Here is a 13,551-nt window from a genome sequence, read left to right on the forward strand (position 1 = left end):
AATGTGCTAAAAGATTTCTATAATTTCTAAATCAATTTACGCAAAAGAATATTATGCAAAAAAGTCCAAACGAAATCGATAATTTTTTAACACCTGACGATACCAAAATTATGAAGGGGATTGCCATTATCTGCATGCTCCTGCATCATCTTTGGTTTTTCCCGAATCGAATCCCTGGTGGCGGCGTTGAGGGCATATTCACATTGTTTAATGCACCGGCAACATCTTATTTGGGAATTTTTGGCAAAATCTGCGTCCCGATGTTCTTCTTCTTTGGCGGCTATGGCGTTTACAAGAGTAGCTACGGAAAACCGTACGATATTGTGGGCCGCCTCAAGAGACTTTATTTTGCGTACTGGAAAGTCTTCCTTGTTTTCATCCCCATCGGTTTCTTGTTCTTTTCTTCGCAAGAACAGTATTGCAACGATCCTTTTATTTCCACTCGTTTTAATAATTTCGTGCCGAGAGAACTGCTTTCGAACTTCTTTGGATTCACTTCAACGTACAACAGGGAATGGTGGTTCCTGATAAGTTATGTGTTTGCCTTGATTTCTTTCCCGCTTATCAGGGCTGTTATTGACCGCTATTCGGCAAGAATCAATTTGTTCATCATCGTGATTGTGTCGCTCTTGTTTGCGCATATTTTCCCTGGGCTTAAAACTGTGACTGCGCTTGGTGTCCTTGGACACAGCCACATGTACCTCCGCTTTTTCTGCCAGATTGCTCCGTATGCGGCATGCTTCTGGATGGGCGCTGTCGTTGCTCGCAATGGGCTATTTGACCGCCTGCATGGATCGTTGAAACAACATAAGCTTTTGAACCCGCTTGTGGATATCGCCGTTTGGTGCATGGTCATTGTGATGCGCCAAAATGAAGTGGGTGATATTTTTGACGTGTTCTTTATCCCGGTTTTGACGGTGGCGAGTATGGACTTGCTGAACCACGTTAAACTCCTGAAAAAGGGAATTTGGTATCTCGGCCGACAGAGCACCTCGATGTGGCTTATCCATCCGTTCTTCTGCTACTATTTTGATGTCCCGGCAAAGATTGTCGCGGCTCCGCATTATGCGATTCCGTCGCTGTTGGTGCTTATCGCCATGACGTACATCGCATCGGTACTTTTGGCTTATTTCTGGAAGGGTGTTGGTTTTGTTTTTCAGAAGGCGAATGCCATGAAGATTAATTTTAAACATTTTGGAGCTTCGGGTGAAAAACAATAAGTCTCTCCAGTATTTTTTGATTTGGGGCATCATCTGCCTGCTTGCAAACTTGTTCTGCACGAATGCTGCCGCTTTTGGCGGTGACCAGAACTATTGGGTGGATTGGGTCAAGCAGCTGTCGAAAAACGGTCTTGAACGTTTTAACGGCAATTATCCTCCGCTTTATGTTTTTTGGCTCTGGATTGTGGCGCAAGTCCATAGCTTGGCAAACATCCCGATAGAAAAGGGAACTCTTATCAAGTTCTTCTGCCTGTGGCCGGTTTACTTTGGCCATGTTGGACTTGTCGATTTGGCGAGCCGCCTGGTAGCACGCTTCAAGTTGCCGAAGTACTCTGCACATCTCGTGCTTGCGTTTGTGGCCTTGAACCCTGCGCTTTTGCTCGACGGTCCGATTTGGGGACAGGTCGATTTGTTCCCCTGCATCTTTGGCATTGCCGCCCTTTACTGCGTCAACTTCCGCGGACTTTTCAAGTACGCTTCGATGTTCTTTGCGCTTGCGCTCTTGGCAAAGTTCCAGATGATTTTGCTTTTGCCGATTTTTGGAGGCATCTTCCTCCGTCGCTATAAGCAGTCCTGGCGCGGACTCCCACTCATGGCGGTTGCAATTGTGCTTGTGCTTTTGCCGTTCTTTGTCGCAGGGAACCTCTCGGGGCTCCTCACGCATGCTTACCTCAACACGACGGAACAGTACCCGTTCTCGACTTACAATGCCGCAAACACTTGGATGTTCTTTGTGGGCAATACGAGCCGTGATGCCAATCCGCTTTTCGGGCTCTCGCCGGAAGGTGTTGGATTTTTGCTCTCACCGTCCTGGCTTGGAAAAATCTTGTTCGTGATTATCTCGGCATACATTTTAAAGTGTGCACTCTTTGCAAAGACGCTCCGCCGCACGTTTGAACTTGCGACTTGGGAAGCTTTTGCATTCTTCCTTGTGTTGCCGGGCATGCATGAACGTTATTTGATTTACGCCGTTCCCTTTGCTTGCGTGTGGATGGTTCTCGAAACAAAGAAAGCTTGGATTTGGACTTTGCTCGTGACAGCTATTTGCGCCATGAATATTTCGATGGTGAATGGCTTCAAGGGTGCGGACTTGTGGGTCCCGGTTTCTGGGCTTGCGCTCCTCATCTTCATTGCGGGTGTTGTGAACAACTTTGCCCCGCGTGCGTTCCCGGCGCTGATTGAAAAGCTTGCCCGCATCCCGTTCCCGCGCTTTACGCCGTATGTGGTGCTTGCTCTGTTCCTTTTCCCGATGCTCATTTCTGAAATTGTCGGACTCATGCCGGTCAATGTGGAACTTTCATCGAACCAGTTCTACCTCACAGATTTGCCGATTGACCATTTCACGCAGCAGTACGGGAGGCCTCGTGTGAATCGCGCTGTCGATGGCGCTACGCTTACCGTTCGTGGTCAGCAGTACAAGAACGGCATTGGTACGCACGCCAATTCTGAACTGTTCTTCAAGATGCCTGCGGATGCGGACTCGCTCGAATTTGTCGTGGGCATTGATGACGAAGCGGGTGGCGGTGGCTCCGTGCGCTTTATTGTGGCAACGCCCGAAGAAACGCTCTGGAAAGGTGACGTCGTGTTCGGCAATAGAAAGCCGCAGGCGGGTAAAGTCTATATCGGAGGCAAGCAGACGATTATCCTCAAGGCTGATGCCGATGGCGACAACGCTTATGACCATGCCGACTGGCTGAATGTCATCGTGACAAAGAGGAAGTAATGGACAAGGTCTTTGCTTGGCTGAAATCGCGAACGGCGGCGCAATTTGTCTTTGCTGCAATTTTGCTGTTGGGGACGTTTGCGCGTGTCTATATGTTCGGTTCAGTGCCGGGCGATATCAACCAGGACGAAGCTTTTGCGGGCTATAACGCCTATACGCTCTTGCACCACGCTGCTGATTCTTACGGCTACCGCTTACCGGTTTACTTGACTGCCTGGGGTTCCGGCATGAACGCTCTCGAATCGTATTTGATGATTCCGTTTGTAGCGCTCTTCGGGATGCAGGTCTGGGTGATCCGCTTGCCGATGCTTTTGGTGGGCCTCTTGTCGCTTGCGGCGGTTTACTTCTTGGTGCGCCGATTCTCGAGCGAACGCTTTGCTTTGGGAGCAACACTTTTGCTTGCGATTTCTCCGTGGCACGTGATGCTTTCGCGCTGGGCGCTTGAATCGAACTTGGCGCCGGGCTTTGTGCTGTTCGGACTTTTCTTCTTTGTGAAAGGTCTTGAAAAACCGAAGTTCTTGATTGCCTCGGCTGCGTTTTATGGACTCTCGCTTTATGCGTATGCGACCATCTGGGTGGCCGTTCCGTTCATCATTTTGTTGAACGTACTTTATGCTCTTTGGACAAAGTCTATTCACAACAATCGTTACACTTGGATTTCGCTTGGCGTGCTTGCTGCACTTGCGCTCCCGCTTATGCTCTTTATGTTCGTGAACAAGGGCGTCATCAATGAAATCCGCTTGCCGTTTATCAGCATCCCGAAGCTTGTTTATTTCCGTGCAAGCGAAATTTCGTTCCAAAAGATTCCCGAAAATTTCATGAACCTCTGGAACATTTTGAAGAACCAGTCTGATGGGCTCCCGTGGAATTACATCCGCAATTTCGGACTTTTCTATCCGGTGACACTTGCGTTTTTCTTTATTGGGCTTGTTGAAAACATTTGGCAGGTCGTGCGTGATGTGAAAGCGCGCAAGCTTGGGCTCCCGTTCTTTATGCTTGCCTGGCTGCTCGCCGCTTTTACGATTGGAATTTTAATCAATGTCAATGTTAATCGCGTGAACTTGATTTTTATCCCGATTATCGTCATGGCTGCGCAAGGGATTATTATCGCGTTTAGCTATATCCACCCGAAGTTGATTTACGTTCCGCTGGTCGCGTATCTCTTATGCTTTGCAAATTTTGAGCGCGAATACTTTACGATTTATAAGGACCAGATTGCAAATCCGTTCTGCGAAGGCATTGGCGATGCTATGGAATTTGCACAGTCGCAGTCGAAACCGGACGATAAAATTTATGTGGACCCGGGCGTGAGCTACCCGCGAGTGCTTTTTTACGGCAAGGTGGACCTGAACTCTTACCTTTCGACGGTCCGCTATACGAATTTCCCGAGCGCATTCCTCTATGTGCACGAATTTGACCGCTATGTTTTCACATTTAATTTGGATAATGCCGATACGCAAGCGGTTTATCTTATGGAAAACAAGGATTCTAGACTTTCTTGGTTTGAACAGCGTGGCTTTTCGGTCCGTAATTTTGGAAAATATATTGTAGCATACCCCGCAAAATTACTCTGAGAAGTCGAAATTTGATATATTGGTGTTCGAAAAAGAATAAGAAGTGTGAATATGCGAATTTCTACTGTATTTAAGATTTGTTCTTTGACGATGCTTATGGCTGTGGCTTCGTTTGCCCGGCCGATTAACGATGGCAACAAGCTCTTTGCCGCTGGCGATTATGCCGGTGCGCTTGAAAAGTACATGAAGGCCCGCGAAGCGGAGCCTGCAAATCCGCTTTTGTTCTACAATATTGGAACGTGCCAGTACAAGCTCGGCAATTTTGAAGAAGCCAAGAAGGAACTTGAAAGTGCCGTGCGCATGCCGGACAAGAATATGGCTGCTAAGGCGGCGTACAACTTGGCAAATACGCATTTCCGCGTGGGCGAGAAGGCTCAAGAACCGAGTGCTCGCATTGCGGCCTGGCGAGAATCGGTTGCTTATCTGAAAAAGGCAATTGACCTCGATAACGATTTTGAAAACGCGAAGAAGAACGTCGAAATTGTCCAGCGCAAGCTCAAGGAAGAACTCGACAAGCAAAAAGAAAACAAGGACCAGAACCAAAATCAGAACGACCAGAAACAACCTCCGCTGAGCGATAATGCAAAGCAGGTTTTGGCTCGTGCGCTCCAGCTTTGCAAGGATGGCAAGTATGCCGAAGGCAAGCAGATGCTCGAGAACCTGATTGCCGAAGACGAGACTGCAAGCCAGTTGAGCGGTCACGTGCAGCGCATTGACGACGTTATCGAAATCAAAGCCGGTCGTAAGCCCAAGGCAAAGATTGACGCCAGCAACACCGACAACGACCTGGAGGTGATCTAATGGCTATGCTGAGACGAAAGACGAAAGACGAAAGACGAGAGAATTGTGTCATCCTGAGCGGAGCCGTTAGGCGGAGTCGAAGGATCTCTGTAGCGTTGGGCTTTGTATTGCTTTTTGCGGTGGTTGCATTCGCAGCTCCGAAGTCTGCTTCGGCTTACTATGGCGATGCGGCGTTCCAGTACATCGAAAACCGCTTGCCGACGGCAGAAATCACTTGCAACGAAGGCTTGCAATACTACCCGAACGATCAGAAATTGCAGATGCTCCTCGACCGCATTCACGAAGCGAAAAACGAGCAGCAAAACGAAAATAAGAAGAACGATCCTAAGAACGACCAGAATCAAGACCAAAATAATCAGGACCAAAACCAGGATCAGAATCAGGACAAGCAAAACCAAGACCAGAATAAAGATCAGCAGAACCAAGATCAGCAAAATCAGAACCAGAATGGCGACCAGAGCTCATCTAGCGCCCAGAATGACCAAAACCAAGATCAACAGAATCAAGGTCAGAACGGTCAGTCTAGCGACAGCCAGCAGCAGAGTTCCGATAGCAATGGCGGTGCCGATCAGCAGCAACAGCCTGAACAGTCCGAAGGGAATTCCAGCGACAGTAACGGCGGTGAACCGGAACAGCAGCCGCTTCAACCTGGTGAAATGACTCCTGAAGAAGCCGCCCAGCTCCTCAAGGACTTTGACGAACAGAATGGCGAACGCAAGCCCTGGAAACCTGTCCGTGGCCAAGTCCGTCCGGCTAAGGATTGGTAAGTTCTAACAAGCTTTGTTGTCGGCTTTACAACTCAAGTAAATAAATCTTCACTTTATTCATGATTTTTCTTGTACAAAGCGTAGAAAATTTGTACATTAATAAAAACAATTTAATAATGAGGATTTGTATGAAAAAAGTTCTTGCCGTACTCCCTGCGGTCGCCCTCGCTATGGCGGGTTGCGTATCGTCTTCCGATGATTCCAATTCCGTGGCTCCAACTCCTGCCTCGCTCCCGACGGATTTTATCGTCACTGAAATGGGTGAATATAGCTATGCTGCTGACGGCTCCTTAGAAGTCACTAAGGCTACTTGCACGGATTATGCAAATGAAGTTGTCTGGAAAAAGACAACCCAGCGTGGCTCCTTGACGGATGCTGGTAACGGTACTGCTAAAATGGATTTGGGCGATGGTGATGGCAAGAACACTTATGAATTTAGAGTGGCTGCCGGTGAAAAATTCCCGGAAGGCAATTTCTATAAGAGCTCTACTCTCAACGATCCGCTGATTTGGGGTGTCGTTCTTGAAGACCCGTATTATAGTGAAGCTGTTTTCATCAACACGGATTGCATTTTCCAAAACTTTGGCGAAATGCAAGAAACGCTTGCTTTGATGGTCGGTGTTCCGAAGACTTCTATCAACATGAGCTGCAAGACACTTAGCATTGAAGGTCTTGAAATGACTTATGTCTCTCATACGCAGGAGTCCATTGAATATACAGTGTCGTATGGTGGCGTGACTAGCTCTGTCAAGCAGCGTTTCCGTTATGCGTTTGTTGAAAATGACTGCAAAAAGGCATTTAAGGATTATCAGAAAGAATATGAAAGTGGTGAAACGCAGGAATTCTTCAATTTTGATTACTATGATCAGGACATCGATGCTTCCGCTGAATTCACAGACTTGATTATAAATTTCCATAATAGAACGGGCCTTGCTAAGTCTGCGCCGACGCTGACCAAGAAGCAGATTAAGGATATTTTCCGCGCTGTTGGTTCCAAGATCCGCCGCGGCAAGTAATAAACGTATTCATAATAGGTACAATGCACCCTGCAAATGCGGGGTGTTTTTTATGCGTAAACAATAATGTTGCAATCTTCTGTTTATTTTCATATCTTAATAATATGGCTATGCGGAAATTTCTCTTTGTTTTGCTTTTGGTCTTGTCGTTTGTCTCGTTTGCAGTGGCATCGAACACAGTCGCTCGTCCATCGACGAGCGGTAAGCTCCATGTCGTTGGCTCGGAGATTCACGACGAACACGGAAATGTCGTTGTTCTCAAGGGCGCAAGTACCCATGGCCTCGCATGGTTCCCGCAGTTTGTGAATAACGGGCTGTTCAAGCAGCTCAGTACAGAATGGAATGCGAACCTTATTCGCCTTGCGATGTACTCCAAGGACTATGTAGAGGGCAACCGCAAAAAGACTTTAGAACTTTTGCGCAAGGGGGTTGAATACGCTATTGCAAATGACATGTACGTTCTTGTGGACTGGCATGTCCTAGAAGATCAGAATCCTAATGTGTATCTTGCCGAGGCGATTTCCTTCTTTAACGAGATGGCGAGGGATTATGCAAACGTCCCGAACGTGATTTTTGAAATTTGTAACGAGCCCAATGGCGACTGCACCTGGGAAGATATCAAGGAATATGCGCATGTCGTTATCCCGGTGATTCGCAGGCACAAACCTGATGCTCTGATTGTCATTGGTACGCCAAATTATGCTCGTGAAATCCAGTACCCGGCAGAGGATCCGCTTCCATTCGACAACGTGATGTATTCGTTCCATTTTTACGCGACTTCGCATACTTATGTCTTTCGTGCAAAACTTCGTAATGTCATGAAACGAGGAACGCCGATATTCGTCACGGAAAGTGGTCTCTGCGAAGAATCGGGCGATGGCAAAATTAATTTCGAAAGTGTAAAACTTTGGTATAGCTTACTAGATTCCTTGCATATGAGCTATGTTGTCTGGAATCTTTCGAATAAAGAAGAAGAATCCTCAATGATCCGTGACGGTTCTCGCGCCGTGGAATATTTGACGGATAAAGATTTGACGCTTTCCGGGCGGTTTGCAAAGGCGCTATTCCAAGGAAAACCGATTGATCAAATTACGCTTGAGTATAGCGCGATTGAAAATTTCAAGATTTTAGCCCGTTCTAAGCCACACAAGGTCTGGCTCATGTTTGCGGGGCCTCTGTTTGTTTTCCTCATTCTGAGTCTTGCGTTGGAAAAGTATAGAAAGCGCTCTAAAAACAAAATAATCCGCTCTTACGATGATTTGTTAAAGTACAGTACAGACGAGGCTGCGAAAAAGTTTAACAAGAGCCCGCTCAAGGTGATTCTTGGCGATATGTTCCTCTTGTTTAGCTCGCTCTGTACGCTCGTTTACCTCTGCTGGCGCGTGACGTGCTCCATTCCGTTTGCGTATGGCTGGATTGCAGTGGCGGGGAGTATCCTCTTGCTCGTTGTAGAAATTCTCGGCTTTTTTGAATCGTTTGTTCATTACGGTGGTTTGTTCAAGTTGCGCGATCATCCGCTCCCGAAAATTGCAGATGAAGAATTCCCGGATGTTGATATTTTCATTTCGACGTACAACGAGCCTGTGGAACTTTTGCGCAAGACAATTATCGGCTGCAAATGCATGGAATACCCGGACAAGTCTAAAGTCCATATTTGTCTGTGCGATGACAACCGCCGCCCAGAAATGCGCGCGCTCGCCGAAGAGCTTGGCGTGATTTACTTTGACCGCCCGGACAACAAGGGCGCAAAGGCGGGGAACTTGAATGCTGCTCTTGCTCGGACGAGTTCTCCGTATGTGGTGACATTCGATGCCGACATGATTCCGCAGCGCAAGTTCTTGCTCAAGACGATTCCGTATTTTGTCGATGCCGACCGCATCAATGCGAGTTTGCCAAAGGAACGTCGTCGCTCGCTTGGATTTATTCAGACTCCGCAAAGCTTTTATACGCCTGACGTGTTCCAGCATAATCTTTATGCCGAACGCGTTGTGCCGAATGAACAGGATTATTTCTATGACGTGATTGAAGCTGCGAAAACCTCAACGAATAGCGTGATTTACGGTGGATCAAATACAATCCTTTCCCGTAAAGCGCTCGAAGATATCGGCGGATTCTATACAAAGTCTATTACGGAAGATTTTGCGACGGGCATGCTGATTGAATCGGCGGGTTATGTGAGCCTTGGGCTTTCTGAACCGCTCGCGTCGGGTGTTGCGCCTTCGACGTTCCAGGAGCATGTGCAGCAGCGCACCCGTTGGGGTCGCGGTGTGATTGCAACTGCAAAACAGCTCAAGTTCTTGCGCAACCGCAAATTGAATATATCGCAAAAGATGAGTTACTTAAATTCTGTGCTTTATTGGTTCTCGCCGATTAAGAATCTGATTTACCTGATTTCTCCGTTGATGTTTGCGGTGCTCTGCATCCCGATTTTCAAGTGTACGCTTGTGGATCTTGCTCTATTCTGGTTGCCAATGCACATATTGCAAATCGCGGCACTCCGTGTTACGAGCCAGGGCAAAACTTCTGCGCAGTGGAGCGGTATTTATGAGACTTCCGTGATGCCGTTCCTCCTGATGCCTGTTGTGAAGGAAGTGTTTGGCATAACGCTTTCCAAGTTTAAGGTGACGAAAAAAGAAAAGGCGAGTTTCCGTAGAGTTGTTGACAAGCGAAGCCTTGTGCCGTTTGCCATCCTTTTGGTGCTCACGCTTGCGGGTATTGTACACATGACTTACATGATGGTGACATTGGAATACATCGGAATTTTGGCGGTGTTATTCTGGCTTGTGCGCAATTCGTATTACCTCACGATGTGCTTGTTCCTTGGCTTTGGTCGCGATTCCGATGGCGAAAACGTGAATGTCTTTGCGGCCGAGCTTGTTTCGCTCCACAAATGCGATGGCAAGCTTGTAGATGGCGTAACGACTAGGCTTACCGAACACTCGGTGGATGTTTATGTCGATGAAGTGGACGCACTTTATTTAGGTGAGCAAGTGGAACTTGGGATCTCTACGGATGCCAATGATTTGAATGTCAAGGGAACTGTTGTTTCAATTCGGCATTCTTGCAATCCGAAATTGCCAAGCGTTTACACGGTCGAAATTCTTGATTTCGTAGGCCAAAAGGATGAGTTTGTGCAAATGCTTTACGACCGCACGCCGACATTGCCACAACGCTTGCGTTTTGGTGACGAGTATATTCGCAACCTTTGGACAAATCTAGGATGGCGAATTTTTAGAGCTTAATTGGCTTCCTTGTCCTTAGGCAATACCAAATTCAAGACTACGGCGAGGATGAATACCACGGCGACGCAGTTTTCGGCGAAGATGGTCTGGATGATCTGCGGGAAAATTTTGAACATCTGCGATGCGGATGTGAATCCTAGGCCGGTGCTTAAGGACAAGCTAACGATAATCATGTTGCGCTGCGAGAATCCGCTTTTCGCAATCATGCCGAATCCTGCGAAGAGGATGGAACCGAACATCATGATGGTGCAGCCGCCGAGGACGGCTTGCGGGATGGTCGTGAGGAGTGTGCCTACGGGCGGGAAGAGGCCGCCGAGGAGCATGATGCCTGCGCTTGTCGCAATGGCGAAACGGTTCACGACGCCAGAGAGCGAGGCGAGGCCGACGTTCTGGCTGAAGGATGTAATCGGGGTGCAGCCGAAGAGTCCGGAAATGGAGCTGACAAAGCCGTCGCAGCTGATGGCGCCTCCCATCTCGACTTTGTGAATTTGGCGCTTGAGGGCGCCGCTGCAAAGGGCGCTGGAGTCACCGACGGTTTCTGTGGCGGACACGAGATAGATGGCGATGACGGAGAGAATGGCGCCCAAGTTAAATTCCGGGGTGAACGGGAGGAACTTGGGGAGTGCGAAAAAGCCGTTGTTTGTGATGCCCGAGAAATCGACCATGCCCATGCAGAGTGCGAGAATGTAACCGACAATAAGGCCGACGAGCACGGAGAGCGAACGGAGGAATCCCTTGGCGAAAACTTGCGTGAGCAAACAAGTGAGGAGCGTGACGCTTCCGACGATCCAGTTCTGTGCAGAGCCGAAGTCAGCGGCGCCTTGACCGCCTGCGAATGAATTAGCGCCGATGGGCAAAAGCGAAAATCCGATGGAGGTCACGACGGTAGCCGCAACGATGTGTGGGATGAGCTTGAGCCAGTATTTGGCGCAGAGGCCGAGAAGTCCTTCGACGATACCGCCGACGATGACGGCGCCCATGAGCGTTCCCATGCCTTGCGACACTCCGATGGAAATGGAAACGGAGAGGAATGTGAAACTGATGCCCATGACGATGGGGAGTCGGGAGCCGATTTTCCAAACGGGGTAGAGCTGGATGAGTGTGCCGATGCTTGCGATAATCATGCAGTTCTGGATAAGCGAGGCGGTGAGGCCTTTTTCAATCCCGACGACGTTTGCAAGGATGATGATCGGCGTAATGTTGCTCACGAACATGGCGAGCACGTGCTGCAAGCCGAATGGAATTGCCTGTAAAAGCGGAACGCGTCCGTCAAGCTGGTAGATGTTGTCCGAAGTCTTCATGCTTTACCTTGAATAATTTGCCTGCGGCAATCTATCTAGTTACTGTTCGCGGAACTTGATGAATCCAGTTTCGGGGTCCATGCTATCGACGATGGCGATGGATTCGAGGCGGACGCCAGCGGCGCGGAGCTTTGCTCCACCGGGCTGCATGCCCTTTTCAATCGCGATGCCGACGCCGACAAGCTCGGCGCCTGCTTGTTTCACGAGGTCGATGAGCGCCTTGCTGGCTTCACCATCGGCGAGGAAGTCGTCAACAATCAGAATCTTGTCGGTCGGCTTGAGGTACGGGCGCGAAACGAAAATGTCGTTGAACTTTTTGTGCGTGAAGGAATATGCCTTGGCAACGTACTTGTCGTCGGTGCTGTTGACGGTCTGGCCCTTCTTGGCGAATACCACGGGCACGTCGTTCAGGTAGGCGATAAATGCCGCGATAGCGATACCGCTTGCCTCGATGGTGAGCACCTTATTGAACTGGACGTCGGCAAAACGGCGTTTGAACTCTTCGCCGATTTTTTGCATCAGGCGGATGTCAATTTGGTGGTTTAAGAAACTGTCAACTTTAAGGACGTTGCCGGGTTTGACTACGCCATCGGCAAGGATTTTTTGCTCAAGGAAGTTCATGCATGAAATCTAGCAAAAAGCGCCATTTTTGCAATTATTCGAATTGCTTACATTATGGGGTGAGATTGTCGGAATTTCCTTAGAAGTGGGCGAAATGTCGAAAAACGGGACGCTTGAACATGTGTTGCGTGAAGTGATTAATCAGTGATTAAATCGATTAATCACTTTTTCGCAAATTGCAATTTGCCGTTTTTCGCGTGAAATTAGCATTTTTTCGGTTGGCATGAATTTCGCATATATTGCCGCATGAAAAAGAAAAATGTTACTACTCACAAGTCACTCGAAGACTATCTCGTAAAGCCGGGCGAACAAAGTCCGTATGCAAATTTGTTGATTGATCTCGCTTTTAAGAAAGCGTTTGACCCAGACAAACCTGTCAGCCGCGAAAACCTAGTGAACCTGTTGAACGACCTTTTGGCTCCGCAACTCAAGCATCCCATCAAGAGCGTGAAAACCCGCAATGTGGCTAAAAATCTGAGCGGAAGTAAGGTGTCCCGCACGGCGATTTTTGACTTACACTGCGAAGACGATGCTGGAAATTTGATAGAAATTGAAGTTCAGATTCGTGAAATGGACAACTTCTTGAAACGTCTTGCGTTCTATGCGAGTGAACTTGTTGCGAACCAGGCGGAACCCGGTGAATGGGATTATGACGTGAAGCCGACTTATGTCATTGCTCTTGCTCAGTACCGCATTTTCGAAAATGACAATCGAATTGTTCACCGCGCTACGACTTTGGATTTGGAAACCGGCGAACAGATTATGGATGCGTATAACTATACGATTATTGAACTTTCGAAGGTCCCGTTCTTTATCGGCAAGGACAATCTTAGCAAATGGCTGTTCTTTTTCCGTTATTTGGATAAGCTGCGAGAGCTCCCCGAAGAGCTTTCTGACAAAAAATTCAAACAGTTGACGGAGAGTTCCAAAGTATCTAAATTCAGTAAAAAAGAATTCGAGGCTTATCAGAAAATGCATCACGACAGATGGGATCATAATGTCCTTAGACGGGGCTTCTTTGAGGAATTCGCGGATGAAATCAACGCGGAGATTTCTAAAAATGTATCTAAAAATACTCGTGAAATTGCGAAGAAGATGAAAAGCAAGAATATGCCTATTGAAGAAATTATTGAATTTACCGGCCTTACCGAAGAAGAGGTCAAGGCTCTATAGATTCTCGTTGTTGCTACGATTGGGCTTTGAAGAAAATGAAATAAGTAATCCCAATGAACGATGGTGATTGATTTACTAAGTCTGTTTTGGAGGAGTGAGGGGAGAAAGGTCTT

At 47.9% G+C, this 13,551-nt stretch carries 10 protein-coding genes; 8 read left to right on the forward strand and 2 right to left on the reverse strand.

The features are described 5' to 3' along the window. Positions 1-53 precede the first annotated feature (53 nt). From FSU_RS10215 to FSU_RS15915, 7 genes are all read left to right on the forward strand, one after another. Positions 54-1,220: an acyltransferase family protein gene (locus tag FSU_RS10215; protein WP_014546328.1), complete on the forward strand. Its 1,167-nt coding sequence runs from the start codon at positions 54-56 to the stop codon at positions 1,218-1,220. After that, entirely contained in the window at positions 1,207-2,943 is a 1,737-nt protein-coding gene (locus FSU_RS10220) for an NPCBM/NEW2 domain-containing protein (RefSeq protein ID WP_157747947.1), read from the forward strand. The genes FSU_RS10215 and FSU_RS10220 overlap by 14 nt, the downstream gene beginning before the upstream one ends. Then, positions 2,943-4,517 carry a glycosyltransferase family 39 protein gene (locus FSU_RS10225; RefSeq protein ID WP_014546330.1) on the forward strand — a complete coding sequence of 525 codons (1,575 nt, stop codon included), beginning with the start codon at positions 2,943-2,945 and terminating at the stop codon, positions 4,515-4,517. The genes FSU_RS10220 and FSU_RS10225 overlap by 1 nt, the downstream gene beginning before the upstream one ends. A gap of 51 nt (positions 4,518-4,568) precedes the next feature. Beyond that, entirely contained in the window at positions 4,569-5,318 is a 750-nt protein-coding gene (locus FSU_RS10230) for a tetratricopeptide repeat protein (protein ID WP_014546331.1), read from the forward strand. Then, complete coding sequence (locus FSU_RS16475) at positions 5,318-6,085, forward strand: hypothetical protein (RefSeq protein ID WP_015732077.1); 768 nt, start codon at positions 5,318-5,320, stop codon at positions 6,083-6,085. The genes FSU_RS10230 and FSU_RS16475 overlap by 1 nt, the downstream gene beginning before the upstream one ends. Positions 6,086-6,213: 128 nt before the next feature. Further along, positions 6,214-7,101, forward strand: a complete 888-nt coding sequence (locus FSU_RS10240; protein WP_015732078.1) for a hypothetical protein — start codon at positions 6,214-6,216, stop codon at positions 7,099-7,101. A gap of 110 nt (positions 7,102-7,211) precedes the next feature. Beyond that, complete coding sequence (locus tag FSU_RS15915) at positions 7,212-10,343, forward strand: cellulase family glycosylhydrolase (protein ID WP_155808763.1); 3,132 nt, start codon at positions 7,212-7,214, stop codon at positions 10,341-10,343. On the opposite strand, the gene FSU_RS10250 is transcribed toward FSU_RS15915, so the two are convergent. Both FSU_RS10250 and FSU_RS10255 read right to left on the reverse strand, forming a co-directional pair. Continuing rightward, positions 10,340-11,644: a nucleobase:cation symporter-2 family protein gene (locus FSU_RS10250; protein ID WP_014546334.1), complete on the reverse strand. Its 1,305-nt coding sequence runs from the start codon at positions 11,642-11,644 to the stop codon at positions 10,340-10,342. The genes FSU_RS15915 and FSU_RS10250 overlap by 4 nt on opposite strands. A 39-nt stretch (positions 11,645-11,683) precedes the next feature. After that, entirely contained in the window at positions 11,684-12,265 is a 582-nt protein-coding gene (locus tag FSU_RS10255; protein WP_014546335.1) for a xanthine phosphoribosyltransferase, read from the reverse strand. Between the two features lie 246 nt (positions 12,266-12,511). Here FSU_RS10255 and FSU_RS10260 point away from each other — a divergent pair, with 246 nt between their 5' ends. Next, positions 12,512-13,438, forward strand: coding sequence for an Rpn family recombination-promoting nuclease/putative transposase (locus tag FSU_RS10260; protein WP_014546337.1), 927 nt, complete (start codon positions 12,512-12,514; stop codon positions 13,436-13,438). Positions 13,439-13,551: the final 113 nt, after the last annotated feature.

Source organism: Fibrobacter succinogenes subsp. succinogenes S85, assembly GCF_000146505.1.
Lineage (GTDB): Bacteria > Fibrobacterota > Fibrobacteria > Fibrobacterales > Fibrobacteraceae > Fibrobacter > Fibrobacter succinogenes.

Coding starts and splice junctions, on each gene's coding strand:
- FSU_RS10250 (WP_014546334.1), bottom strand. CDS start 11,644: ATGAAGACTTCGGACAACATCTACCAGCTTGACGGACGCGTTCCGCTT.
- FSU_RS10255 (WP_014546335.1), bottom strand. CDS start 12,265: ATGAACTTCCTTGAGCAAAAAATCCTTGCCGATGGCGTAGTCAAACCC.
- FSU_RS10240 (WP_015732078.1), top strand. CDS start 6,214: ATGAAAAAAGTTCTTGCCGTACTCCCTGCGGTCGCCCTCGCTATGGCG.
- FSU_RS10215 (WP_014546328.1), top strand. CDS start 54: ATGCAAAAAAGTCCAAACGAAATCGATAATTTTTTAACACCTGACGAT.
- FSU_RS10230 (WP_014546331.1), top strand. CDS start 4,569: ATGCGAATTTCTACTGTATTTAAGATTTGTTCTTTGACGATGCTTATG.
- FSU_RS16475 (WP_015732077.1), top strand. CDS start 5,318: ATGGCTATGCTGAGACGAAAGACGAAAGACGAAAGACGAGAGAATTGT.
- FSU_RS10260 (WP_014546337.1), top strand. CDS start 12,512: ATGAAAAAGAAAAATGTTACTACTCACAAGTCACTCGAAGACTATCTC.
- FSU_RS15915 (WP_155808763.1), top strand. CDS start 7,212: ATGCGGAAATTTCTCTTTGTTTTGCTTTTGGTCTTGTCGTTTGTCTCG.
- FSU_RS10225 (WP_014546330.1), top strand. CDS start 2,943: ATGGACAAGGTCTTTGCTTGGCTGAAATCGCGAACGGCGGCGCAATTT.